22 protein-coding genes and 2 pseudogenes are annotated in these 23797 nt (G+C 63.9%); 16 read left to right on the top strand and 8 right to left on the bottom strand.

The window, feature by feature from the left end; all coding sequences use genetic code 11:
- The first annotated feature begins 4 nt into the window (after nucleotides 1–4).
- From AC6JBC_RS18155 to AC6JBC_RS18095, 13 genes and pseudogenes are all read left to right on the top strand, one after another.
- Entirely contained in the window at nucleotides 5–754 is a 750-nt protein-coding gene (locus tag AC6JBC_RS18155; RefSeq protein WP_498026122.1) for an enoyl-CoA hydratase family protein, read from the top strand.
- A pseudogene (locus AC6JBC_RS18150) lies at nucleotides 754–1911 on the top strand (acyl-CoA dehydrogenase). Before AC6JBC_RS18155 ends, AC6JBC_RS18150 begins: the two are co-directional and overlap by 1 nt.
- 11 nt (nucleotides 1912–1922) lie before the next feature.
- A complete protein-coding gene (locus tag AC6JBC_RS18145) occupies nucleotides 1923–2969 on the top strand; it encodes an acyl-CoA dehydrogenase family protein (RefSeq protein WP_498026121.1) in 1047 nt (348 codons plus the stop codon).
- A complete protein-coding gene (locus tag AC6JBC_RS18140) occupies nucleotides 2962–4113 on the top strand; it encodes an acetyl-CoA C-acetyltransferase (RefSeq protein ID WP_498026120.1) in 1152 nt (383 codons plus the stop codon). Before AC6JBC_RS18145 ends, AC6JBC_RS18140 begins: the two co-directional genes overlap by 8 nt.
- Before the next feature lie 18 nt (nucleotides 4114–4131).
- Complete coding sequence (locus tag AC6JBC_RS18135) at nucleotides 4132–4782, top strand: gamma carbonic anhydrase family protein (protein ID WP_498026119.1); 651 nt, start codon at nucleotides 4132–4134, stop codon at nucleotides 4780–4782.
- Nucleotides 4779–5225, top strand: coding sequence for a nuclear transport factor 2 family protein (locus AC6JBC_RS18130; protein WP_498026524.1), 447 nt, complete (start codon nucleotides 4779–4781; stop codon nucleotides 5223–5225). Before AC6JBC_RS18135 ends, AC6JBC_RS18130 begins: the two co-directional genes overlap by 4 nt.
- A 13-nt stretch (nucleotides 5226–5238) precedes the next feature.
- Nucleotides 5239–6144 (top strand): SDR family oxidoreductase, encoded by a 906-nt coding sequence (locus tag AC6JBC_RS18125; RefSeq protein WP_498026525.1) that lies wholly within the window; start codon nucleotides 5239–5241, stop codon nucleotides 6142–6144.
- A complete protein-coding gene (locus tag AC6JBC_RS18120; RefSeq protein WP_498026526.1) occupies nucleotides 6144–7220 on the top strand; it encodes an acyl-CoA dehydrogenase family protein in 1077 nt (358 codons plus the stop codon). Before AC6JBC_RS18125 ends, AC6JBC_RS18120 begins: the two co-directional genes overlap by 1 nt.
- Nucleotides 7217–8008 carry an SDR family oxidoreductase gene (locus AC6JBC_RS18115; protein WP_498026527.1) on the top strand — a complete coding sequence of 264 codons (792 nt, stop codon included), beginning with the start codon at nucleotides 7217–7219 and terminating at the stop codon, nucleotides 8006–8008. Before AC6JBC_RS18120 ends, AC6JBC_RS18115 begins: the two co-directional genes overlap by 4 nt.
- A 2-nt stretch (nucleotides 8009–8010) precedes the next feature.
- Nucleotides 8011–8490, top strand: a complete 480-nt coding sequence (locus AC6JBC_RS18110) for a MaoC family dehydratase (protein WP_498026528.1) — start codon at nucleotides 8011–8013, stop codon at nucleotides 8488–8490.
- Nucleotides 8491–8494: 4 nt separating this feature from the next.
- Entirely contained in the window at nucleotides 8495–8938 is a 444-nt protein-coding gene (locus tag AC6JBC_RS18105; protein ID WP_498026529.1) for a nuclear transport factor 2 family protein, read from the top strand.
- Between the two features lie 17 nt (nucleotides 8939–8955).
- Nucleotides 8956–10158: an acetyl-CoA C-acyltransferase gene (locus tag AC6JBC_RS18100; protein ID WP_498026530.1), complete on the top strand. Its 1203-nt coding sequence runs from the start codon at nucleotides 8956–8958 to the stop codon at nucleotides 10156–10158.
- 3 nt (nucleotides 10159–10161) lie between these two features.
- On the top strand, nucleotides 10162–11334 hold the full coding sequence (locus AC6JBC_RS18095) for an acyl-CoA dehydrogenase family protein (RefSeq protein ID WP_498026531.1): 1173 nt from the start codon (nucleotides 10162–10164) through the stop codon (nucleotides 11332–11334).
- Nucleotides 11335–11378: 44 nt separating this feature from the next.
- Here the strand turns inward: AC6JBC_RS18095 and AC6JBC_RS18090 are convergent, their stop codons facing one another.
- The 4 genes from AC6JBC_RS18090 to cofH all read right to left on the bottom strand — a co-directional run bounded on the left by AC6JBC_RS18090 (nucleotide 11379) and on the right by cofH (nucleotide 17091).
- Nucleotides 11379–12620, bottom strand: a complete 1242-nt coding sequence (locus AC6JBC_RS18090) for a CaiB/BaiF CoA transferase family protein (protein WP_498026841.1) — start codon at nucleotides 12618–12620, stop codon at nucleotides 11379–11381.
- Nucleotides 12621–12773: 153 nt separating this feature from the next.
- Nucleotides 12774–13886 (bottom strand): helix-turn-helix transcriptional regulator, encoded by a 1113-nt coding sequence (locus AC6JBC_RS18085; RefSeq protein ID WP_498026840.1) that lies wholly within the window; start codon nucleotides 13884–13886, stop codon nucleotides 12774–12776.
- A 50-nt stretch (nucleotides 13887–13936) separates the two neighbouring features.
- The gene (locus AC6JBC_RS18080; RefSeq protein WP_498026839.1) at nucleotides 13937–14812 is read right to left on the bottom strand and encodes an HpcH/HpaI aldolase/citrate lyase family protein; all 876 of its coding nucleotides are present in this window, start codon (nucleotides 14810–14812) and stop codon (nucleotides 13937–13939) included.
- Nucleotides 14812–17091, bottom strand: a complete 2280-nt coding sequence (gene cofH, locus AC6JBC_RS18075) for a 5-amino-6-(D-ribitylamino)uracil--L-tyrosine 4-hydroxyphenyl transferase CofH (protein ID WP_498026838.1) — start codon at nucleotides 17089–17091, stop codon at nucleotides 14812–14814. Before cofH ends, AC6JBC_RS18080 begins: the two co-directional genes overlap by 1 nt.
- A 242-nt stretch (nucleotides 17092–17333) precedes the next feature.
- On the opposite strand from cofH, the gene lptB reads away from it, so the two are divergent.
- Together lptB and rpoN are read left to right on the top strand one after the other, a co-directional pair.
- Nucleotides 17334–18119 (top strand): LPS export ABC transporter ATP-binding protein, encoded by a 786-nt coding sequence (gene lptB, locus AC6JBC_RS18070; RefSeq protein WP_498026837.1) that lies wholly within the window; start codon nucleotides 17334–17336, stop codon nucleotides 18117–18119.
- Between the two features lie 51 nt (nucleotides 18120–18170).
- A complete protein-coding gene (gene rpoN, locus AC6JBC_RS18065) occupies nucleotides 18171–19679 on the top strand; it encodes an RNA polymerase factor sigma-54 (protein WP_498026836.1) in 1509 nt (502 codons plus the stop codon).
- Between the two features lie 179 nt (nucleotides 19680–19858).
- Here rpoN and AC6JBC_RS18060 read toward each other — a convergent pair whose 3' ends face one another.
- On the bottom strand, nucleotides 19859–20257 hold the full coding sequence (locus tag AC6JBC_RS18060; RefSeq protein WP_498026835.1) for a DUF1489 family protein: 399 nt from the start codon (nucleotides 20255–20257) through the stop codon (nucleotides 19859–19861).
- A 40-nt stretch (nucleotides 20258–20297) separates the two neighbouring features.
- Nucleotides 20298–21731, bottom strand: coding sequence for a magnesium transporter (gene mgtE, locus AC6JBC_RS18055; protein WP_498026834.1), 1434 nt, complete (start codon nucleotides 21729–21731; stop codon nucleotides 20298–20300).
- A 157-nt stretch (nucleotides 21732–21888) separates the two neighbouring features.
- Here mgtE and AC6JBC_RS18050 point away from each other — a divergent pair.
- Nucleotides 21889–22343 (top strand): annotated as a pseudogene (locus AC6JBC_RS18050) (peptidylprolyl isomerase).
- Between the two features lie 43 nt (nucleotides 22344–22386).
- On the opposite strand, the gene AC6JBC_RS18045 reads toward AC6JBC_RS18050, so the two are convergent.
- Together AC6JBC_RS18045 and AC6JBC_RS18040 are read right to left on the bottom strand one after the other, a co-directional pair.
- Nucleotides 22387–23043 (bottom strand): hypothetical protein, encoded by a 657-nt coding sequence (locus AC6JBC_RS18045; protein ID WP_464789623.1) that lies wholly within the window; start codon nucleotides 23041–23043, stop codon nucleotides 22387–22389.
- Nucleotides 23043–23621, bottom strand: coding sequence for a hypothetical protein (locus AC6JBC_RS18040; RefSeq protein ID WP_498026833.1), 579 nt, complete (start codon nucleotides 23619–23621; stop codon nucleotides 23043–23045). The genes AC6JBC_RS18045 and AC6JBC_RS18040 overlap by 1 nt, the downstream gene beginning before the upstream one ends.
- Nucleotides 23622–23797 lie beyond the last annotated feature (176 nt).

Raw genomic sequence — 23797 nt, 5'->3', positions numbered from 1 at the left:
AACAATGCCGATTACGCTCACGATCAAGGACAAGATCGCCGAAATCCTGTTCGACCATCCGCCGGTCAACGCCTTCGACACCAAGGGCTGGGAATCGATCCCCGCGCTGGTTTACGAAGCGGCCGCCAACGAGGATGTGCGCTGCATCCTGATCCGGGCCGAGGGCAAGGGCTTTTGCGGCGGCGTCGATATCAAGGAGATGGCGGCGCATCCCGAACGCATCGCCAAATTGAACAAGGATAATTACCTGACCTTCAAGGCGATCCGCGAATGCGCGATCCCGGTGGTCGGCGCGCTCCACGGCTTCGTCATTGGCGGCGGCGTCAATATCGCAGGCGCCTGCGACGCGCTGATCGCGGCCGAGGGCGCCTATTTCTCGCTGCCCGAGATCGATCGCGGCGCGATGGGCGGCGCGGCCTTCATGAGCCGCATGCTGCCCGTGCAGATGGTGCGCGCCAACTTCTTCACCGGGGGCCGTATTTCGGTCGAGGACGCGCATCGTCATGGCTCGGTGCACAAGGTCGTGCCGCTCGAAAATCTGAAGGACGAGGCTTACGCCTTCTGCGAAGTCATCGCGTCCAAGAGCCGCGCCGCGCTGGTCATCGCCAAGCAGGCCTTGAACCTGATCGAGCCCACCGACCCCTCGGCCCATTACCGGATCGAGCAGGGCTTCACGCTCGAAATGTATATGCATGAAGACAGCCAGAAGGCGCGCGACGCCTTCGTCGACAACAAGGGCGCGGCGAAATTCTGATGGACTTGACCTATACCCCCGAACAGCAGGCGTTCCGCGCCGAGGTGCGCAACTGGCTGGAAGCCCATGTGCCGCAGGGATCGCTGGAGCATTTCGACGCGACCCGCGAAGGCTTCGAGGCGCACCGGCAATGGGAAAAGACGCTGAAGTCGGGCGACTGGGGTATGGTGACCTGGCCAAAGGAATATGGCGGCCGCGCGTCTCGACCTCATCCAGTGGCTGATCTTCGAGGAAGAATATTATCGCGCCGGAGCCCCAGGCCGCGTCAACCAGAATGGCATTTTCCTACTGGGGCCGACGCTCATCGAATTCGGCACCCATGAGCAGAAGCAGCGCTTCCTGCCCAAGATGGCGTCAGGCGAGGAAATCTGGGCGCAGGCCTGGTCCGAACCGATGGCCGGGTCCGATCTGGCAGGCGTGCGCGCCACCGCAACGCGAGACGGCGACGAATACATCCTCAACGGCCACAAAATCTGGTCGAGCCGCGCGGTCTTCGCCGACTGGGCGTTCGGCCTGTTCCGCGAGCCGGGCTCCGAGCGCCACAAGGGGATGAGCCTCATCTTCTTCCCGCTCGACGCGCCGGGCGTGACGGTCAATGCGATCAAGAAGATCAACGGCCATGTCGGCTTTGCCGAGATCTTCCTTGAAAATGTCCGCGTCCCCGCCTTCAACCGCCTCGGCGACGAGGGGCCAGGGCTGGCATATCTGCATGGCGACCGCCGGGTTCGAGCGTGGCCTGATGCTGCGCTCACCCGCCCGCTATCAGGTGGCGGCGAAGAAGCTCGCGGGAACTCTGGACCGCCAACAAGGAAACGGCCGACCCCGCGCTCGAAGCCGATGTCGTGCGCGCGCACATGAATGCCGACGCCTATGCGCTCAACATCTACCAGACCGCCTCGCGGCTGATGGCGGGCACGAAGATCGGTCCCGAAGCCTCGACCAACAAGATCTTCTGGTCTGAACTCGACATTCATCTGACGCAGACCGCCTTGGCGATCCTCGGGGCCCAGGCCGAACTCACCCACGAAGCGCCCGGCGCGAACCCCGTCGATTGGATCGACGACTATATCTTCGCGCTCGCAGGACCCATCTATGCCGGGTCGAACGAGATCCAGCGCAACATCATCGCCGAGCGCATGCTCGGCCTGCCGCGCTAAGGGGAATTGAGATGGACTTCACCCTCAGCGACGAACAGCTGATGTTTGCCGAGACCGCACGCACCCTGTTCGCCGACAGCTGCACGCCCGATCATTGGCGCCGCATGATGGAAGCGGGCGTCGCGCGCGACGATGCGCGCTGGGCCGCGATCGTCGAGACCGGCCTCACCCTCATCCTGCTGCCTGAAGAAGCGGGCGGCATTGATCTGACCGAAACCGACTTTGCTCTCATCGCGCAGGAAGCGGGCTATGTCGTCCTGCCCGAACCGCTGGTCGAGAGCGCAGGCGTCGCAGCGCCCCTGCTCGCTGCCCTTGCGCCCGATCATCCGCTGCTCGCCGATCCGATGGCGACCATCGCCATCGCCCACCCCGCCAACCCCTATGTCGCCAATGCCGACAGCGCGGCCGCGATCCTGCTCGAAAAGGATGGCGAGGCTTTCCTCGCCACGCCCGATCAGGTGACGCTGACCGCCCAGCCCAGCATCGATCCCTTCCGCCGCCTCTTCTCGGTAGAATGGAGCCCAAGCAACGCAACGCCGCTCGGGCCAAATAATCAAAATGGGGCCGACTGGGACCTCGCTTTCGACCGCGCCGCCCTGTTCAACGCCGCCTTCGCGCTTGGTCTTGCCCAGCGTTCGGTCGATCTTGCCGTCGATTATGCCAAGGAACGCCAGCAGTTCGGCAAACCCATCGGCAGCTACCAGGCGGTCAAGCATCACCTCGCCTCCGCGCAGGTGGCGATCGAGTTCGCCAAGCCCGTGGTCGCCGCCGCCGCAGCCGAGATCGGCGCGCGTGACACCCAGGCCCGCGCCCGCGTCAGCCATGCCAAGCTGGTGGCGCTCGAAGCCGCCGACAAGGCCGCCCGCGCCTCGATCCAGGTGCATGGCGCGATGGGCTACAGCTGGGAAGTGGACGTCCACCTGTTCCTGAAACGCGCGCTCGCGCTGACCCAGAGCTGGGGTACGCCCGCCACTCACCGCGCGCGCATCGCCACGCGCATCTTCACCCAGCCCATGGGGCCGGACCAGACCTTCGCCCGGGAAGCCAACAATGCCTGAAGCCTATATCATCGACGCCGTCCGCACCCCCGTCGGCCGCAAGAAGGGCAGCCTTGCCCAGGTCCACCCGGCCGATCTGGGCGCCCATCCGATCCGCGAACTGGTCAAGCGCACCGGCATCGATCCCTCTCAGGTCGAAGACGTGGTCTGGGGCTGCACCGAGACAATCGGCGGCCAGGCGGGCGATATCGGCCGCACCGCATGGCTGGTCGCAGGGCTCCCTGAAGAGGTGCCCGGCGTCACCGTCGACCGCCAGTGCGGATCGTCGCAGCAGGCGGTGCACTTCGCCGCGCAGGGCGTGATGAGCGGCACGCAGGACCTGGTCGTCGCGGGCGGCAGCCAGGCGATGAACCAGATCCCGATCATGGCCGCGATGATCGCGGGCGCGCAATATGGCTTTGACAGCCCTTTCCACGGGTCGAAGGGCTGGGTCGAGCGCTATGGCATGGAAGAGGTCAACCAGATCAAGTCCGCCGAGATGATCGCCGACAAATGGGGCATCAGCCGTGAAGCGATGGAGGCGTTCGCGCTCGCCTCGCACCAGCGCGCGCAGGCGGCCTGGGACAATGGCTGGTTCGATCATGAAGTGGCGCCCCTCGAAGGGCTGGCCAGGGATGAAACCATCCGTCCCACCACCTCGCTGGAGGGCCTCGCGTCCTTGAAGCCCGTCAATGAAGGCGGCATCATCACCGCAGGCGTCGCCAGCCAGAATTGCGACGCGGCCGCAGCCCTCCTCATTGCCAGCGAGAAGGCGGTCAAGGACCATGGCCTGAAACCCCGCGCCCGCATTCATCACCTGTCCGTGCGCGCCGCCAATCCGGTCTGGATGCTGACCGGTCCGATCCCCGCCACCCAATATGCGCTGAAGAAAGCGGGCATGGCGATCGGCGACATCGACCTGTTCGAATGTAACGAGGCTTTCGCCAGCGTCACCATGGCGTGGATGAAGGAACTCGACATCCCCCATGAGAAGGTCAATGTGCAGGGCGGCGCAATCGCGCTGGGCCATCCGATCGGCGCGACCGGGGCGCGGCTGATGACCACGTTGCTGGGTGCGCTCGAACGCACCGGCGGGCGCTATGGCCTCCAGACCATGTGCGAAGGCGGCGGCCAGGCCAACGTCACCATCATCGAACGGCTCTAAGAGGGAAAGCGCGGCCCCATGCCCTGCTACGCCTATCAGGGGATCACACCCGTCGTCGATCCGACCAGCTACGTCCATCCGCTGGCGTCGCTGATCGGCGACGTGATCGTCGGACCGGGCTGCTTCATCGCGCCGGGCGCCTCGCTGCGCGGCGATTTCGGGCGGATCGTGGTGGAAGGCGACAGCTCGATCCAGGACAATGTGTCGGTCCATGCCAACCAGCTGCGCGATACCATCATCAAGCGTGGCGCGACCATCGCCCATGGCTCGATCATCCATGGCTGCGAGATCGGCGAAAATGCGCTCATCGGCATGAACGCGGTGATCCTCGACAATGCCATCATAGGTGACGAAAATCTCGTCGCCGCCCTTGCCCTTGTGAAGTCCGACACGGTGACCCCGCCACGCAGCCTGGTCGTCGGCAATCCGGCCAAGGTGGTCAAGAGTTTCGAGCCGCACCAGGTCACCTGGCGCAACAATGGGACAAGCGAATATCAAAAGCTCGCCAAAGCCGCGCTGACTGGACTGGTCGAAGCCGAGCCGCTGGGCGAAGCCAGCCCGGAGCGGCAGGCGCAGCGCGTCGCCTCCGACGCCATCGCCGTGCGCCTGACCGGCAGCACCGCGCAGCATCGCGAACGCCAGGCGGCGCAGCGAGAGGGTCAGCCATGAGCAGCGCCACGGCGATCACCAATCTGCTCTACCGCTATGCCGAACTGATGGACGCAGGCGACCTTGAAGCCGTCGCCGCCCTGTTCGAGCGCGCCCGGATCAAGACAGGCGGCGGCGAAATGGTCGAAGGCGCAGCGCCGATGCTGGCGCTGTGGCAGGCCCATGTACGCATCCATGACGATGGCACGCCGCGCACCAAGCATGTCATCACCAATCCCATCGTCGAGCTGGACGAGGACGCAGGCACCGCCACCTGCCGCTCTTACTATACCGTGTTTCAGGCGACCCCGGACCTGCCGTTGCAGGCGATCTGCGCGGGCCGCTATCATGACAGCTTCACCTACGTGGATGGGGCATGGCATTTTTCCGGGCGGGATTATTCCCTGCTCGATCTCGTTGGGGACCTGAGCCAGCATCTGCTGATCCCCGTCGCAGCGCAATGAAGGAGTAAGGCAAGTGGGTATCTGCGAAGGACGTGTTGCGATCGTGACCGGGGCGGGCAATGGGCTGGGCAAGGCCTATGCGCTGGGCCTGGCGGCGCAAGGCTGCAAGGTCGTGGTCAACGACCTGGGCGTGGGCACCCATGGCGAAGCGGGCGCGACCAAGGGCGCGGCCGAGCAGGTGGTGGACGAGATCAAGGCGATGGGCGGGCAGGCCGTCGCCAACACCGATGACGTCGCCGAATGGGACTCGGGCAAGAGGATGGTCGAACAGGCACTCGACAGCTTCGGCGCGCTTCATGCCGTGGTCAACAATGCAGGCTTCGTGCGCGACCGCATGTTCTTCACCTGTAGCCCGGAAGAATGGGATGCGGTGATCCGCGTCCATCTGCGGGGCCATTTCTGCACCTCGCGCCATGCCGCTGAATATTGGCGCGCGCAGAGCAAGGCGGGCAACCCGGTCGATGCGCGCATTATCAACACGACCTCGGGCGCAGGCCTCCAGGGCTCGGTCGGCCAGTCGGCCTATTCGACGGCCAAGGCAGGCATTGCCGGGCTGACGCTGGTGCAGGCCGCCGAGCTGGGGCGCCTGGGCATCACCGCCAATGCCCTTGCCCCCAACGCCCGCACCCGCATGACCAATACCGGCGCGTTCGACATGGACGCGAAGGAAGGCGAATTCGACCTGTTCGCGCCGGAAAATATGGCGCCGCTGGTCGCCTATCTCGTCTCGGAACAGTCGAAGGGGGTGACTGGCCAGGTGTTTGAATTGAAGGGCGGACAGGTCTTCCTCTCGCAGGGCTGGACCGACAGCCCGGCGTTCGACAAGGGCGCGCGCCTCGAGCCACAAGAAATGGACGCGATCGTGCGCAAGCTCATCGACACCCGCGAACCGGCAAAGCCGGTTTACGGAGCCGCCTGATGGATTTCGCGCTCAGCGATGATCAGCGCGCGATCCAGGACGCCGCCCGCGACTTCCTGACCGACGCCGCCAACCCCGACGTCATCCGCGCCGCCGTCGAAGGGACGAGCGGCTTTGACGAGAGCCTGTGGGACAGCCTTGGCGAGATGGGCTTTACCGGGCTCATGATCCCCGAGGCCCAGGGCGGCCTTGGCCTGGGCGCGGTCGAAATGGCGCTGGTGCTAGAAGAAACCGGCCGCGTCCTTGCGCCCGTCCCCTTCTTCGAAACCGCCGTGCTCGCCGTGCAGGCGGTGCTCGCTGCGGGCAGCGAGGAACAGAAGGCGGCGCTGCTGCCCCGCCTCGCCACCGGCACGCGCGCAACTTTCGCTGGCACAGCAAGCCGCCCCACTCTCGCCAATGGCCGCCTCACCGGCACGGCGCAGTTCGTGACCTTCGGCCATGTCGCGCAGCTCATCGTCGTGGCGACGGCTGACGACAGCCTCGTCATCCTCGAAGCCGACACCCCCGGCCTTGCCATCGAGGCGCTGCCCGCGCTCGACCGCACCCGCCGCTTTGCTTGCCTCACCTTCGATTGCGACGTGACGCCGGAGATGATCCTTGGCGCCCCCGGCAGCGCCAAGGCCGCGATCGAGCGCACGCTGACCATCGGCGCGGGCCTCCTTGCCGCCGAGCAGACCGGCGGCATGCAGTACAGCCTCGATGCGACGGTCGATTATGCGAAGCAACGCGTCCAGTTCGGCCGCCTGATCGGTTCGTTCCAGGCCTATAAGCATATGCTCGCCGACATGATGCTGCTGGTCGAAGCCTCGCGCTCGGCGGCCTATTATGCCGCCGCCGCGATCGATGAGAATGGCGAGGAGCTCGCCGAAGCCGCCCATGCCGCACGCGCCTATGTGTCGGACGCTTATTGCTCGGTCAGCGGCGACGCGATCCAGCTCCATGGCGGCATCGGCTTCACCTGGGAACATCACGCCCATCTCTATTTCAAGCGCGCCCGCGCCTCTGCCAGCTGGCTCGGCACGCCGGACCAGCATCGCGAAGCGCTCGCCAAGATCATCATGAAGGACGCCGCATGACCCCGACCTCGCCTGTTCCGCCCTATCCGACCCCGCTGGGCATGCTCAAGGGCAAGACCGTGGTGGTGACCGCGGCAGCGGGCACCGGCATCGGCTTTGCCGCCGCCAAGCGCGCGGCGGAAGAAGGGGCCAGGCTCCTCATCAGCGATTTCCATGAACGCCGCCTCAATGAAGCAGCCGACCGCATCGCCGATGAAGCCAAGGTCGAGCGTCCCGCCACCTTCGTGTGCGACGTCACCAGCGAGGAAGCCGTGCAGGGCTTGCGCGACGCGTCGCTTGACCATCTCGGCAAGGTCGATGTCCTCATCAACAATGCCGGGCTGGGCGGCGAGGCCGATATCGTCGACATGACCGACGAGCAGTGGGCGCGCGTGTTCGACGTGACGCTGACCTCGCTGTTCCGCATGACCCGCGCCTTCCTCCCCTCCATGTATGCGAACAAGTCGGGCGTCATGGTCAACAACGCCTCGGTCCTTGGCTGGCGCGCGCAAAAGGGCCAGGCCCATTATGCCGCCGCCAAGGCAGGGGTCATGGCCTTCACCCGCTGCGCCGCGATCGAGGCGGCCGAACATGGCGTGCGCATCAATGCGGTCTCGCCCAGCCTTGCCATGCACCCCTTCCTCGCCAAGGTGACGACGCAGGAAGCGCTCGACAAGCTGGTCGAGAAGGAAGCCTTCAAGCGCCCCGCCGAGGTCTGGGAAATCGCCAATGTGATGATGTTCCTCGCCTCCGATCTCTCCTCCTACATGACCGGCGAAATCGTCGCGGTCTCGAGCCAGCGGGCGTAACAATGGCGACCATCTTCGAAAATCCGCGAGACCTGCTGGGCAAGGAAGGGGCAAAGCTCGACACGTCGGACTGGCTCACCATCGAGCAGTCGCGCATCGACGCCTTTGCGACATGCACCGGCGACCATCAGTGGATCCATGTCGATCCGATCCGCGCGAAAGATGGCCCGTTCGGCGCGACCATCGCCCATGGTTACCTCACCCTCTCCCTCGTCAACCTGTTCATGCCGCAGATTATCGAGGTCCGGCGTTTTTCCGCAGGGGTCAATGTCGGCATGGACAAGACCCGCTTCCTCAATCCGGTCGTGGTCGGCTCGCGCATCCGGGGCTCGGGCGAAATCGTCTCGGTCGAGGAAGTGAAGGGCGGCGCCATCCAGGCGGTGATCCGCGTCACCGTCGAGATCGAAGGTCCAGATGGTCAGCCTACCGCCAAGCCCGCCTGCGTGGTCGATACCATCAACCGCTATTTCCCGGAAGGCTAAGGCCATGGCCGCCCGCCTCCTGATCGCACTTGCCGCTACCCTCCTCACCCCTGCCCTAGCCGGAGCCAAAGCCATGCCCGATCCTGTAAAAATGGAAGCCGCCGTCAACGCCTATGTCGCAGCGTTCGAAGCGGGCAGCGCCGACCAGGTCGCCGCCCTCTATGCGCAGGACGCCACGGTCGAAGACCCGATCGGCTCGCCCATCCGCAAGGGCCGCGAGGCGATCCGCGCCTTCTATGCCGAATCGATGCAGACCGGCGCGAAGCTGAAGCTCGAAGGCCCGGTTCGGGTCGCGGGCGACTATGCCGTCTTCCCCTTCTCGGTGAACCTCAACCATGACGGCAAGGCCATGCGCATCGACGTCATCGACACCTTCCGCTTCAACGAAGCCAATGAAGTGACCGAAATGCGCGCCTATTGGGGCCAGTCCAACATGCACGGCTTTTAATTCAAGGATCGATAAACATGCGTGAAGCAGCCATCATCTCCACCGCCCGCACCGGCGTCGGCAAAGCCTATCGCGGCGCGTTCAACGACACCGAAGCGCCGTTCATGTCCTCCCATGTAGTCGATGCCGCCATCGCCCGCGCAGGCATCGATCCCGCGCGCGTCGATGACGTGTATCTGGGCGTTGCCAACCAGTGGAACACGCAAAGCTACAATGTCGGCCGCCTCACCGTCCACGGCTCGGTCCTCCCCGACACCACGGCCGGTTTCTCGATGGACCGCAAATGCTCGTCCGGTTTGAACGCGCTCGCCTTTGCCGCGCGCGGCATCATCGCCAACGAGATCGACTGCGCCGTCTCGGGCGGGGTCGAGAATGTCTCGCTCACCATCGACAAGCACTATCCCGCCTTCCGCAACCGCTCCGAGTTCATCAAGGAACGCGATCCCAACGCCTATATGGTGATGATCGAGACCGCCGAGATCGTCGCGGAACGCTATGGCATCAGCCGCGAGGACCAGGACCGCTTTGCCGCACAGTCGCAGCAGCGCGCCGCCGCCGCCCAGGAAGCAGGCAAGTTCGATGACGAGATCGTGCCGATCACGGTCACCAAGGCGCTGTTCGACAAGGAAGGCAATGAGACCGGCAAGGAAGAACTGACCATCACCAAGGATGAAGGCATCCGCGCTGGCACCACTTATGAGAAGCTCGCTGAATTGAAGCCCGTGTTCAAGAACGGCACGGTCATCAAGGAAGGCAAGCACGTCACCGCCGGTAACGCCAGCCAGCTCTCCGATGGCGCATCGGCCCAGGTCGTCATGGACCTTGCCACCGCGCAGAAGGAAGGGCTCCCCGTCCTCGGCATCTATCGGGGTTTTCAGGTCGCAGGCTGCGGCGCGGACGAAATGGGCATTGGCCCCGTGTTCGCCATCCCCAAGCTGCTGGAGCGCACCGGCCTCAAGATCGACGACATTGGCCTGTGGGAGCTCAATGAAGCCTTTGCCAACCAGGCGATCTATTGCCAGCGCACGCTTGGGCTCGATCCGGAGAAGCTCAACGTCAATGGCGGCGGCATCGCCATCGGCCATCCCTTCGCCATGACCGGCTCGCGCCTCGTCGGCCACGCCCTCATCGAAGGCAAGCGCCGCGGCGTCAAATATGTGGTCGTCTCCATGTGCGTCGCGGGCGGCATGGGCGCGGCCGGTCTGTTCGAGGTCGCCTGATCCATGCAACTTGCCTTCGCCCCTGAACTCAAAGCCTTCCGCGAGGAGGCCGCGAGCTGGCTCAACGAACAGCTCTCCGGCCCGTTCAAGGCCATCCGCGGCCAGACCAACCAGGTCGACAATGTCGAGCTTCGCCGCGCCTGGGAAGCGGCGCTGGGCGAGGCGCGCTGGAGCGTCATTGGCTGGCCCGAGATATGGGGCGGGCGGGGTGCCTCGATCGCGCAGCAGATCATCTTCGCCGAGGAATATGCCCGGGCCAAGGGTCCGCCCCGCGCCGGGCACCTTGGCGTCGAACTGCTCGGGCCGACGCTGATCGCCATGGGGACCGAGGAGCAGAAGGCCCGGTTCCTGCCCGACATCGCCACCGGCAAGGCGATCTGGTGTCAGGGCTATTCTGAACCCGGCGCAGGCTCCGACCTTGCCAACGTCAAGACCAAGGCGCGGCTCGAGGGTGACAAGTACATCATCGACGGGCAGAAGATCTGGACCTCGATGGGCACGATCGCCGACTGGTGCTTCGTCGTTGCCCGCACAGAGCCCGGCAGCGTCGGCAACAAGGGCCTCTCCTTCCTCATGGTCCCCATGGACCAGCCCGGGGTCGATGCCCGCCCGATCCGCCAGATGACCGGCGAGGCCGAGTTTGCCGAGGTGTTCTTCGACGGGGCAGAGGCGCTCGCGATCGACCGCATCGGCCAGGAAGGCGAAGGCTGGAAGGTCGCCATGGCGCTCCTTGGCTTTGAGCGCGGGGTCTCCACCCTCGCCCAGCAGATGCAGTTCAGGAACGAACTCGACGACATCATCGCCATCGCCAAGGCCAACGGCAAGGCACAAGACCCGCTCACCCGCCAGAAAATCGCCACCGCCCATGCAGGCCTCAAGATCATGCGCTACAACGCCCTGCGCATGCTCTCCGGCGGCGAAGCCAACCCCGAACTCACAGGCGCCGCCTATACCTACAAACTCTACTGGTCCCGCTGGCACGTCGCATTGGGCGACCTTGCCATGGCGGTCATGGGACAAGAGGGGGAAATAGGCATCAACGACGAACGCATGGGCTCCCTCACAACCATGCACCTCATGTCCCGATCCGACACCATCTATGCCGGAACCGACCAAATCCAGCGCAACATCATCGCTGAACGAGGATTAGCTATGCCAAGAGAACCCAGAGGATGAGGATAAGCTCCGGCGGCACCATAAGAGCCGCCGGAGCCACCCGATCAGATGATCTTCGATTCTTGCAGTTCGGCGATGCGTGCTTCGTCATAGCCGAGTTCGCCCAACACCTCGGCACTATGTTCGCCAAGAAGCGGAGGCGGGCGGCGGATCGTTGCCGGAGACTCCGACATATTGGCCAGCGGACTTCCGATCAGGTCGACCGTACCGGCCTCCGCCCAGGGATGCTGCGTCGTCACCCGAAGGCCGCGATGCTGGACCTGCGGATCTTCCCAAACCTCAGGCAGCTCATTGTAGCGCGCGGCGGGAATGCTCACCTCATCGAACTTCGCCTGAAGCTCCTCGGAGGTGAAGGTCCGGCTCCAAACGTTGATGATGTCGATCAATTCCATGCGGTTCAACTTGCCGCGCTTGAAATTCTCATCGAAGCGGGAGTCCTGATATAGTTCAGGCTGGCCCATCAGCACCGTCAAGCGCCGCCAATGCTCGTCACCGCCAGCGGTGAGATACAGCATGCCGTCCTTGGTATGGATAAGATCGGCGGGACCACCGCCATTGCCGCCATTGCCAAGGCGCGGCGGGACCGCGCCACTCAACAGATAATCCTGCATGATATGACTGATCATTGCCACCGAACTATCCAGAAGGGCGATATCGATATGCTGCCCTTCACCAGTCCGGTTACGATGCTGGAGTGCCGCCAATATGGAAATGGCGACATTATGGCCGGTGATGAAATCAACGAGGCTCGGTCCCGCCTTGAGCGGCCCAGCTCCCGGCTGCCCATCCGGAATGCCGGTGACGGCCATCATCCCGCCCGTCGCCTGAAACAAACCATCATAGCCGGGCCGGGCGGCCATCGGCCCCGTTTGGCCAAAGCCTGTAACCGAACAATAGATAAGGCCCGGATTGATCGCCTTCAGGCTCTCATAATCCAGGCCGAACCGCTTGAGATCGCCCACCTTGTAATTTTCAATCAGGACGTCCGCCGTCTCCACCAGCTTGCGCAGGATTTCCTGCCCCTCGGGCTTGCTATGGTTCAGCGTGATCGACCGCTTGTTGCGGTTAGCCGCCGTGAAAAAGCCCGCTTGGCGGACGTTCATCCCGTCCTTGCCCTTTACCTCGGCAAGACCATATACCCGGCCATCATCTCCCACGCCCGGACGTTCCACCTTGATCACGTCGGCGCCCAGATCGCCCAATATCTGCGCGCCCACCGGGCCTGCGAGCACGCGGGTCATGTCGATGACGCGGATGCCTTCGAGGGCTGCCTTCTTATTGCTCATAGTCGCCTGCCCCTCCAAATTGATATGCGTAGCGTTGGGCGGCCCTTTATCCACTTTCCTGTCAAAGCGCCAGACAACAGGCCGTGAAACTTGCAGTCGGACGATGAAAAATCTGCAGTTTCAAAACAGCGGAAATGGCTGGATCGCCAGCCATCACGCAAAGGGCGCCAGCCCCGTGAGGATCAGCCGAACCAGATCCGCCTGCCCCTTCGCCCCCGTCTTTTCATATATCCGCTTGGAATAATTACGCGCCGTCTCCGTGGTCAGATTAAGCTGCTCACCCGCACCAACGATGCTTTCGCCCAGACTCAGCGCGTGAGCGAGTGCCGCCTCGCTGCCCGACAACCCGTGCAACGCCGCCAAAGTCCCCGTCGCCGCCTGCGCAGGCTCGCGGCGGGCGGTGCGCACTATGCCGATCACCGCAGGCAAGGCGCACGGTTCGCTTAAGGCCAGGTCCGACTTGCGAAGCAGCAGGTCGATATCCCTGCTATCGTCGATCCGGATCACCCGCGTCGCGCCGGGCGGCGCCGACGCCATTTCAGCGCAGGCCCGGTTGAGCGCATGGGCAGCTTCGGGCAGCAATTGCAACCGCCGCTCCGGACTTGGTCCCGGCTTCATCGTGAAGGCCAGCAGCGCCTCGGCCGCAGGATCAGCGGCCATCACCCGACCGCCCCAATCGAACGCCAACTGCGCAACGCCCAACCGCGACAGCGCGCCCTGCGCCATGGCAACCTGCAATCGCGCCTCGATCAATGCCACCAGCGTCCGTAGGGCCGCAGCGAAATGCGGGACAATGCTCGACAGCACAGCAACGGCAGAGGCGGAAAAATCCTCCCGCTCCCTCACCAGCAGAAAATGCGCGTCAGCCACCCCGCCCGCCGCCACACGCATCCACCGGCCATAGCGGATGTTCATTTCATTCAGCGCCTCGCGCTGCCGCGCCAGTTCATCCGCGTCATCATAATTCAGCATCTCGTCCAGCGCATAGACGCGCCCCGGACGCAGCGATCCATAAGGGTGCAGGCGCAACGCATCCAGCCGCCGAAAGTCCAAAGGCGGCTCCTGCGACGCGCGCGGCGCGGCGATGTGGATTACGGTCGGCTCCTGCTCAGGCATGGCATTGGCCAGCGAGATGATCAGGAAAGCCCGCCGCGCATAGGTCCGCCCCACCAGATTGCGGATAAAGGCGCCAAAAGGCGGACTTTCATGAATGCCGTCCACCAGAGGCAGGAACAGCTCATTCTGATCAGCCCAAAGAGAACCCATGCGACCCTCTCCCATATGGGAGAGGGACCGTCAAGCCGGGCGGATCAGGCTCAACAACGAGCCAGCAGCGCCTGCGCTTTTTTAAGGTGAGGTCGGTCGATCATCTTGCCATCCAATGTCAGGACCCCGGCACCAGGATTGGCCGCAAAGGCATCTACCACCGCCTGCGCCCGCGCAATCTCCTCTTCCGACGGCGTAAAGGCGGCATTGATCACGGGCACCTGGTCGGGGTGCACGGCCATCATGCCCAGAAAACCGTCGCGCGCGCCCCGCTGCGCATAGGCCGCGAGACCGTCCAAATCCCGAATCGCCGGATACACCGTCTCGATCGGTGCCACGTCAGCCGCGTAGGCGGCAAATAGCGTGAGCGCACGCGCTATCTCATAAGGCGGCGTATAGCTACCATCGGCATGCCGCGCGGAAAGGGCACCAATCGCAGCAGGCAAATCCTCCGCACCCCAGGTAAGGCCCGCCAACCGCTCCGGCACATCACCATATTCACCCAACCGGAAGATCGCCTTGGGCGTTTCCGTGGCGATAGGCAGGATTAGCGCCCGGCCATCGCCTCTCTTGCGCAATCGCTCGTCCAGATCCGTGATCGACGCCGCGCCCTCTGCCTTTGGCAACATGATCCCGGCCGGGCGGCCCTCAATCACCGCGTCGAGGTCCGCATCCGTGAGTCCGCCGTCGAGCGGATTCACCCGGACGAAAAGCATGACTTCGGTGTCCGCAGCCTCCTTCAGAAACGCCGCAACCTCGTCCCGCGCCCCCGCCTTGGCACTGATGGCAACGGAATCCTCAAGATCGAGGATCAGCGCATCCGCGCCGCTTCCCAACGCCTTGCGCATCCGCTCGGGCCGATCGCCCGGTACGAACAGCAATGATCGCAAGCGCCGCGACCGGGGGGTTCCAGTTTCATCGCCCATCAGGCGGCTACCTCCTGCTTGATCATGCCATAAAGCGTCGTGCGCTGGCGGGCGAAACGGCCAGCCGCCTCGGCCGTGCGGTGCATGCGCTCCACGTCGAAAAATTGGCCATGCGCGCCACCTGCCGCACGCGTGATCGACTCGTCCATCAACACTCCTCCCAGATCATTGACCCCCGCGCCAAGGGCGGCAATTACGCCCTCCTCACCCAGCTTCACCCAACTCGCCTGAATGTTCGGAATAGCACCATGCAGCACGATCCGCGCCACCGCCTGCATCAGCATCGCTTCACGGAAGCTCGGGCCAGACCGCGCCTTGCCCCTCCGCCACATCGGCGCTTCCATATGGACGAAGGGCAGCGGCACGAACTCGGTAAAGCCGCCCGTCTCCGCCTGAAGATCGCGCACCACCCGCAGATGCCGCGCCCAATGGCGATAATCATCGACATGCCCGAACATGATCGTCGCGGTGCTTTTCAGACCGACCCTATGCGCGGCGCGCATGACTGCCACCCATTCATCCGCCGACAGCTTGTCCGGGCAGATGATCGCCCGCACCTCCTCATGCAGTATTTCGGCTGCCGTGCCGGGCAGGGTCGACAGTCCCGCCTCCTTCAACATCGCCAGATAGGGTTCCAGCCCCATGCCCAGCGTCGATGCCCCATGCGTAATCTCCAGAGGAGAAAAGGCATGGACATGGATGCCCGGTGCAGCGTCCCGCACCGCCTTCACAATCGACAGATAGGTGTGGCCATCATAGTCCGGATGGATGCCGCCCTGGAGGCATACTTCGGTCGCGCCCCGCGCCTGCGCCTCTGCCGCGCGGCGTCCCACCTCGTCCAGATCGAGCCGGTAGGCAGGCCCCCGCAGCGCCTTCGCCGTCCCCTTGGAAAAGGCGCAGAAACCACATTTAAAGGTGCAGATGTTCGTATAATTGATGTTGCGGTTGATGACATAAGTAACCGCGTCACCCACCGCTTCGCGCCGTAATGCATCGGCGGCATCCATAACCCGCCGCACATCGGAACCCGTAGCCTGGAACAGCGTGACGATCTCGCTCTCGTCCAGCCCTCGACCCGCCGTCGCCTTGTCCAATATCGCATCGATCCGCTTGGCCGACAGCGTCCGTCCGCCAAGTAGCAGCAGCGGCGGCGCCTCACCCGCTCCCGCGCGCCATCGCTCGACGATCGGCAGCCCCCTCGCATCCACCGCCCGACGGACCTTCAGCGCGATGTCCGGCTCCAGCCAGCGCTCCGGCTCCCTGGCGTAGACCGGCCCCACCGCCAGCCTTTCGGTCAGCACGCGCCCGGCCGCCGCCGTCGCCGCGCCAAGCGTCATCAGATGCGGCCAGGGTGCTTCCGGGTTCACATGGTCCGGCGTCACCGGAGACACCCCGCCCCAGTCATTGACCCCCGCGCGCATCAGCGCCGCAAGGCCATCGGGCTGGAGATTGGGGGGCGCCTGGATCGTCATATCCGGCCCCAGGATCAACCGCGCGGCGGCGACCGTCCACAAATGCTCTTCCAGCGGTGGCTCGACATGATCGACCATCCGCGTCCCCGGCTTGGCCCGGAAATTCTGGATGATAACTTCTTGAATATGCCCATGCCGCGCATGAACGTCGCGGATCGCCAGCAGCGCCTCGACCCGCTCCATCCGCGTCTCGCCGATGCCGATCAGCAGCCCGGTGGTAAAGGGCACCCGTGCTCTCCCCGCAGCCTCGATCGCCTCCAGCCGCACCGCCGGAACCTTGTCGGGCGAACCATGATGCGGCCCGCCCTTTTCGCCCAGCCGCGCCGCCATGCTTTCCAGCATCAGCCCCATGGACGCTGCGACCGGTCGCAGCATCGCCAGATCATCGTCACTCATGATGCCGGGGTTCAGATGCGGCAGCAGACTGGTTTCCGCCAGCACCGCAGCCGCCGCCTCACGCAGATAGCTTAGCGTCGTGTCATGACCCAGCCCCGCCAGCCCATTCCGCGCCACCGAATAGCGATCCTCCGGCCGGTCCCCCAGCGTGAACAGCGCCTCTCGGCATCCCGCCGCCTCCCCCGCGCGCGCAATCTCCAGCACCTGCTCGATCGACAGATAGGGCGCGCCCGCATTGCGCGGCGCCTTGGCAAAGGTGCAATAATGGCAAACATCACGGCACAGGTGCGTCAGCGGGATGAAGACCTTGCGCGAATAGGTGACGGTCGCCCCGAACGAGGCCAGGGTCATCGCCTCAGCCTGCTCGATCAGCGACTCCACCGGCTCCCGGATCAGCGCTTCTATCCTCATTCCTCGCCTCTTATTATCCGCGTCGATTGCACAGTAGCGTATAGCTTGGCCCTGCAACCGGGTGGCTCAGCTTTACCGCCCTGACCCCTGCGGCCCACCAAATCAAGCTTTTGACGCCCTGGATGCCAAGATCACCGATTTTCCCCTTGCCCCGGCGGCCATCCCATGCACAAAGCTTGCCAATTGCCTCGGCCACGCGGGTATTTTACTTGGCGCTAATCATGTCGCAGCAAGGGTGAGTAATGGACGACGTCGTGATTCAGGATAGACAAAGCGCCAGCACGCGCATGTCCGCTCAGGAAGTGAGCGACGGACTGTCCGTCGTCTCCATCGCCAAAAGCTATGACAAACGCGCCGTCCTGACCGATGTCTCGCTGACAGTCGGGAAGGGTGAGGTCGTCGGCCTGCTCGGCCCCAACGGCGCGGGAAAGACGACCTGCTTCTATTCGGTCATGGGCCTGGTGCGCCCCGATCATGGCCGCATCATCCTTGATGGCGAGGACATTACCGGCCTGCCCATGTATCGCCGCGCTATCCTGGGCCTCGGCTATCTACCGCAGGAAACGTCCATCTTCCGCGGCCTCACCGTCGCCCAGAATATCAGCGCCGTGCTGGAACTCGCCGAGCCCGACAAGTCCGCCCGCGACGCTCGCCTTGCGCAATTGCTCGACGAATTCGGCCTCGTGCGGCTCGCCAACTCGTCCGCCATGGCGTTGTCCGGCGGTGAACGCCGCCGCTGCGAAATCGCGCGCGCCCTCGCTGCCAACCCGTCCATCGTCCTGCTCGACGAGCCTTTCGCGGGCATCGATCCGCTGTCCATCGCCGACATTCGCGACCTGGTGAAGCAGCTCAAAACGCGGGGAATCGGCGTCCTCATCACCGACCATAATGTGCGCGAGACGCTAGAAATCGTCGATCGCGCCTGCATCATCTATGGCGGGCAGGTGCTCTTCACCGGCAGCCCCACTGAACTCGTCGCCAATGCCGAAGTCCGCCGCCTCTATCTGGGCGAGAATTTCTCGCTCTGAAATGACTGGCCCCAGCCCTTCCCTTCAGCATGACGGCAAGGGCTCCGGCTGATGGCGCTCGGGCCTCGTCTCGACCTGCGGCAAAGCCAGTCGCTGGTAATGACGCCGCAGCTTCAGCAGGCGATCAAACTGCTGGCCCTCTCCAATCTCGAAATCGACGCCTTCGTCGCCGCCGAGCTTGAAAAAAACCCGTTGCTGGAGACGGGCGGCCCCATAGACAACGCGCCCGCCGCCGATGGCATAGACGCGCAGATCGACCTTCCTGCCCTAGCCCCCGAAACGGGCGCGATCGACGCCCTGATCGGTCAAGGCCACGCCGAATCCGACGCCCCTCTCGACGTCGATTATGGCGCGGAAACCTTCATCGACGACGGCCCCTCCGATCGCGCCGTCAGCGCCGTGGGGTCTGGCGGTTCCGAGATGCTTCAGGGCGGCGGCGAAGCGATCGACTTCGACAGCTTCGCCAATCCGGAAATCGGCCTTCAGGAACATCTGATGGACCAGGCGCGCAGCGCGCTCGATGGCATGGACCTGCTCATCGCCACGCAGTTGATCGGCCAGATTGACGAAGCGGGCTATCTGGAAGCCAACCTCCTCGAAACCGCCTACGCCCTCGGCGTCCCGCTCACGCAGGCGGAACAGGTTCTGGACGTCATCCACAGCTTCGATCCTACGGGCGTCGGCGCCCGCTCGCTCGCCGAATGCCTGACACTTCAGGCCAAGGAGGCGGATCGATACGACCCCTGCATGGCGAAGATGCTCGCCAATCTAGACCTGCTGGCCCGTGGCGCCATCCCCCAGCTGCGCCGCATCTGCGGCGTGGATGAAGAAGATATGGCGGACATGATCCGCGAACTGCGCGGCTATGATCCCAAGCCCGGCCTGCGCTATTCCACCGATCGCGCCGCGCCGGTGACCCCGGACATCTTCGTCAACCCAGCGCGCGATGGCTGGTCGATCGAAATCAACAGCGCAACCCTCCCCCGCCTGCTCATCAATCGCAGCTATTATGTGCAGCTGGCGTCTGGCCCACAAAACCGCGCGTCAAAGGCATGGCTCGCCGACTGTCTCGCCAGCGCCAACTGGCTGGTGAAGGCGCTCGACCAACGGCAAAAGACGATCATCAAGGTCGCGACTGAAATCGTCCGCTGCCAGGAAGATTTCTTCCGCAAGGGCGTCGCGCACTTAAAGCCCCTGACGCTCAAAATGGTGGCCGAAGCCATCGGCATGCACGAATCCACCGTCAGCCGCGTGACATCAAACAAATATCTGTCCTGCCCGCGCGGCGTCTATGAACTCAAATATTTCTTCACCAGCGGCGTCGCGGCGGCCAGCGGCGACGGCGCTGTCTCTGCCGAAGCGGTAAAGAGCCACATCAAGGCTCTGATCGCCGCCGAAGCGCCCGACGCGATCCTGTCAGACGATACACTGGTCGACCTGCTCCGCGCCAAGGGCATGGACCTCGCCCGCCGCACGGTCGCGAAATATCGGGAAGCGTTGGGGATTGGGTCTTCGGTGCAGAGACGCCGCCAGAAGGCGCTTCAGGGCAAGGCGGCCTAACCGTCCACGCCAGTTCGCCCTGAGCTTGGCGAAGGGTTTGACCGCCCGCAAAATAACCTCACCCCCGTTCGGGCTGAGCCTGTCGAAGCCCTCCACTTTCCTTCAAATACTGGCCCTGAAGAAAAGTGAAGCCCTTCGACAAGCTCAGGGCGAACGGATGTTCGCTCAATGCCGATCCATCAAACCAACCCCAACCGCGCCAACTCCCCCAGCATCGCGGGCGGCATCGCGTCCAGATCATCCACCTCGCCCGACCCGAGATCCGGCGACGCATCCTTCGCCTCCAGATAGCGCCACCCCTGATGCGCCCGCTTCGGCGCACCCCGCACCGCGATCAACCGGGGTTCCAGCCTGATCCAGAACCGCCCCTGCCCCGTTTCCTGAAACCCGATTAGTGGACTGCGCCCCACCAGCCTGTGCTGATGTATCCAATAAAGCGACCCACCCTCCATCTCCGCCACCCGCTTGGGCAAATAGCGCGTGGTCAATCGCGCCTCTTCGCCATGACTTTCCAGCCAGGCACGCAGCGTCGCAGGGCTTTCGCTGCCAAAGGCGATCTTGGTGAGATGAAGCGGCATCAGCAGAAGATGGGCGCTGAACGCGAACGGTCAAGCCCCGTCACAAACCCCAGATCGTCGCCAGCCCAAGGAAGGAAAAGAAGCCCATCACATCGGTCATCGTCGTCACGAACACCGCCGAAGACACCGCTGGATCGATATCGAACCGATCGAGCGTCACCGGCACCAATATGCCCGCCAACCCCGCGACCAGATTGTTGATCAGCATCGCCATGGCAATGACAAGGCCAAGGTCATGATTGCCGTAGATCAGCCCCACCGCGACGCCGATCAATATCCCCAGCGCCGTACCGTTGGCGCTCGCAATGCGGAATTCGCGCGCGATCTGCCGGATCGTGTTCGAACTGGTCAGCTGGTTCGTCGCCAGAGCGCGCACCGCCACCGCCATGGTCTGCGTCCCCGCATTCCCGCCCATGCCGGACACGATCGGCATCAGCACGGCCAGCACCACATATTTCGAAATGGTGGCCTGAAACAGCCCGACCACAGAAGCCGCCAGCACCGCCGTGCCCAAATTTACCACCAGCCAGGAAAGGCGTGTCCGCACCGTCTCCAATATCGGCTGGTTGATGTCGCCCTCGCCCGCACCGGACAGACGGAGGATATCCTCGCCCGCCTCTTCGGAAATGATGTGGACGATGTCATCGACCGTGATCATGCCGACCAGCCGCCCGCTCGCGTCCACCACGGCGGCGGAAATCAACGCATATTTCTGGAAGCGCAGCGCCACTTCTTCCTGATCCATATCGACCGGGATCAGCGTCTGCTCGCGCTTCATGACGTCGGCCATCGCGATGGAACGCGGGCAGGTAAGTATCCAGCTCAACTGGCAGGTGCCGATAGGCTTGTGCGCCTCGTCCACCACGAATATTTCCCAGAAATCCGTAGTGAGGTCGCGATTGTCGCGCAGATAGTCGATCACTTGCCCGACCGTCATATGCTCGGGCACGGCGACCAGGTCGCGCTGCATCAGACGACCGGCGGATTCTTCCGGATAGGACAGCGCATTTTCGATGGCCGCCCGATCTTCCGGCTCCATCGCATCGAGGACGGCCTGCTGATCGGCCTCCTCCATATCCTCGATGATCGCGACCGCGTCGTCGGTATCCAGCTCGGCGGCGAATTCGGCAACCTGCTTGGGCTCCAGCGCATCGAGCAGGTCATCGCGGACATAGTCGTTAAGCTCGGACAGCACCTCCGCGCCGACCAGATCGCCCAGCGCCGCCGCCACCTCCCCGCGCCGGTCGGACGGGGTGAGTTCCAGAAGGTCGGCAATGTCGGCGGGGTGCAGCGGCGAAACCAGTTCGCGCGCGCGATCGCGGTCGTCATCCTCCACCGCGTCCAACACGGCGGAAACAAATGCGGGCCTTAGCCGATCATCCTCGTCATGACGGGATTCGGGCTGTTCAACGATCTTGTCGTCAACAGGCAGTTCGTCCGGCCGGGGTTCGGCCATATCGGCTCGCTCGCTCATCGCGTCCCCTACTGTCCGGTTCCTGTAACATTTGGCTGCTTTTGCTCATGAATGAATTAAAAGCAATGCCCCAAAGATTGATTGAGGCGCTTCCATCCCGGTCCTAACGCTCTATATGGACCAACATTTCCCCACTCCCCCTCAAGAGGAGATTTCCATGGCAGACGAAACGCTCACCCTTACCCTCGACAGCGGCGGCGACGTCGTCATCAAGCTGCGTCCCGACCTGGCGCCCGGCCATGTTGAGCGCATCACCGAACTGGCGAAGGAAGGGGCTTTTACGACGGCGTCGTCTTCCACCGCGTCATCCCCGGCTTCATGGCGCAGGGCGGTGATCCGACCGGCACCGGCATGGGCGGGTCGAAGCTTCCTGACATCAAGGCGGAATTCAGCCGCGAACCGCATGTCCGCGGCGTCTGCTCCATGGCCCGCTCGTCGAACCCGAACAGCGCGAACAGCCAGTTCTTCATCTGCTTCGACGACGCTACCTTCCTCGACGGCCAGTACACCGTCTGGGGCGAAGTCACCTCCGGCATGGAACATGTAGACGCCCTCCCCAAGGGCGAACCGCCCCGCACCCCGGGCAAGATTCTGAAGGCCGCCGTTTCCTGATAAGGCGCAAGGGCGAGCGGAGCCATCTCCGCTCGCTCCAATATCAGCGTGCCGCTGAGGCGTTGTTCCCGACCTCAGCCTCACCCTCAACCGGCGCAACATAAGCTCCGATCGTCTCGATATGCCACCGCCGGTCAGCCTCGCTCGACCCCGGCACTTCGTTTACCCGGCGCAGCGTCACCTGCCGCAGCATGTACCAGGGCTTTCCATTGGCCGCGAGCCGCCCGTAAACCTGCACCGGCACCGTCACATAAAGCGACCCCGCCGCGCCCTCCATCTCACTGGGCGCCCCGACATGCGCGTGGATTTCGCTGAAATTACGGAATCGCCGAGCAAAGACCTCGTCATCCTCCGCACCAACCGCGCCCTTCTGATTCCAAAGGTCTTGCGCGTCGTCGAAGCGGCGTTCTTCCAACAGACCATAATAGCCCTGCACTACCTGTGCGGCGCCCTGCGGCCCCTTGGGATCGATCGATCCTTCCTCGATCGGCGCGGCGTCCGGCGGCAATCCACCCGGCGTGCCCGGTTCAGGCGGCCTTAGCGGCTCCAGCGCCGCTTGCGCCTCCGCGCGGAAGCTGTTTTCCACCTGCGTCGCATTGGCGCCATTGGCGAGATTGTCGATCGCGCTTTCCTCCCGCCCGTCACAGGCGGCGAGCGAGAGGCATGCGATAAGCGTTACAGCGCCCCACCCAGCCCGCATCAGCGACGCAACGTCCCGCGCCAGTGATTGCCATCGGAACTGCCATTGCCGGAGTTGGAACCCGAACCTGAGCCTGATCCCGACCCGGACCGTCCACCGCCCCAACTGCCGCGCGGACTACCCGCGCGCGGCTGGCTCTGAACTGGCGGGGGAGCAGCCGTGGCATCATTACGGTCCCGCCCGCGCCAGCGCCCATCTCTCACGGGGCGTCCATCGCGATAGAGCCGACCATCTTCCGGTCGCGCCAAACTGCCGCGCCAATGATCGCCTCGTTCATTGCGACGGCCTTCCCAATAACGGCGCTGATCATCATTCCAGCGATGACGGCGTCCGCCCCGGTCAAACACATAATAGCCACTGCCGGGATAATAATAATCCCCGTACCATCCATAGCCGGGGCCGTAATAGCCCGAACCATAATAGCCGGGGCCATAATAATCGTCGTAGTAACCACCGCCGTAATAGCCTGATCCCACGCTCACGCCGCCATAATAGCCGTCATCATAGGCGCAGCCGCCCAGTGCCACCGCACCGGCAAGGCTAATCGCAGCCAGAAACTTCTGTCCGGACCACGTCATTGCCTTTCTCCTTTTCTCCAATACAGACAGGATAACGCCTACAGGTTGAATTGGTTGTGAATGAAAGCCAGGCTCTGCTCGTCGCGTGTCGGCATTCATGTTCATCCGACCTTCATCTCATTGGATAGATTAGCATTTCGGACAGCGGGCGCACGTCCAGGCGCCCGTTCTTATCG

The sequence above is a fragment of the Sphingobium sp. RC1 genome, assembly GCF_059738765.1.
The sequence above is the reverse complement of the archived record's forward strand: the minus strand, read 5'-3'. Positions and strand labels throughout refer to the sequence as shown.

Coding starts and splice junctions, on each gene's coding strand:
- AC6JBC_RS18155 (WP_498026122.1), top strand. CDS start 5: ATGCCGATTACGCTCACGATCAAGGACAAGATCGCCGAAATCCTGTTC.
- AC6JBC_RS18145 (WP_498026121.1), top strand. CDS start 1,923: ATGGACTTCACCCTCAGCGACGAACAGCTGATGTTTGCCGAGACCGCA.
- AC6JBC_RS18140 (WP_498026120.1), top strand. CDS start 2,962: ATGCCTGAAGCCTATATCATCGACGCCGTCCGCACCCCCGTCGGCCGC.
- AC6JBC_RS18135 (WP_498026119.1), top strand. CDS start 4,132: ATGCCCTGCTACGCCTATCAGGGGATCACACCCGTCGTCGATCCGACC.
- AC6JBC_RS18130 (WP_498026524.1), top strand. CDS start 4,779: ATGAGCAGCGCCACGGCGATCACCAATCTGCTCTACCGCTATGCCGAA.
- AC6JBC_RS18120 (WP_498026526.1), top strand. CDS start 6,144: ATGGATTTCGCGCTCAGCGATGATCAGCGCGCGATCCAGGACGCCGCC.
- AC6JBC_RS18115 (WP_498026527.1), top strand. CDS start 7,217: ATGACCCCGACCTCGCCTGTTCCGCCCTATCCGACCCCGCTGGGCATG.
- AC6JBC_RS18110 (WP_498026528.1), top strand. CDS start 8,011: ATGGCGACCATCTTCGAAAATCCGCGAGACCTGCTGGGCAAGGAAGGG.
- AC6JBC_RS18105 (WP_498026529.1), top strand. CDS start 8,495: ATGGCCGCCCGCCTCCTGATCGCACTTGCCGCTACCCTCCTCACCCCT.
- AC6JBC_RS18100 (WP_498026530.1), top strand. CDS start 8,956: ATGCGTGAAGCAGCCATCATCTCCACCGCCCGCACCGGCGTCGGCAAA.
- AC6JBC_RS18095 (WP_498026531.1), top strand. CDS start 10,162: ATGCAACTTGCCTTCGCCCCTGAACTCAAAGCCTTCCGCGAGGAGGCC.
- AC6JBC_RS18090 (WP_498026841.1), bottom strand. CDS start 12,620: ATGAGCAATAAGAAGGCAGCCCTCGAAGGCATCCGCGTCATCGACATG.
- AC6JBC_RS18085 (WP_498026840.1), bottom strand. CDS start 13,886: ATGGGTTCTCTTTGGGCTGATCAGAATGAGCTGTTCCTGCCTCTGGTG.
- AC6JBC_RS18080 (WP_498026839.1), bottom strand. CDS start 14,812: ATGGGCGATGAAACTGGAACCCCCCGGTCGCGGCGCTTGCGATCATTG.
- cofH (WP_498026838.1), bottom strand. CDS start 17,091: ATGAGGATAGAAGCGCTGATCCGGGAGCCGGTGGAGTCGCTGATCGAG.
- lptB (WP_498026837.1), top strand. CDS start 17,334: ATGGACGACGTCGTGATTCAGGATAGACAAAGCGCCAGCACGCGCATG.
- rpoN (WP_498026836.1), top strand. CDS start 18,171: ATGGCGCTCGGGCCTCGTCTCGACCTGCGGCAAAGCCAGTCGCTGGTA.
- AC6JBC_RS18060 (WP_498026835.1), bottom strand. CDS start 20,257: ATGCCGCTTCATCTCACCAAGATCGCCTTTGGCAGCGAAAGCCCTGCG.
- mgtE (WP_498026834.1), bottom strand. CDS start 21,731: ATGAGCGAGCGAGCCGATATGGCCGAACCCCGGCCGGACGAACTGCCT.
- AC6JBC_RS18045 (WP_464789623.1), bottom strand. CDS start 23,043: ATGCGGGCTGGGTGGGGCGCTGTAACGCTTATCGCATGCCTCTCGCTC.
- AC6JBC_RS18040 (WP_498026833.1), bottom strand. CDS start 23,621: ATGACGTGGTCCGGACAGAAGTTTCTGGCTGCGATTAGCCTTGCCGGT.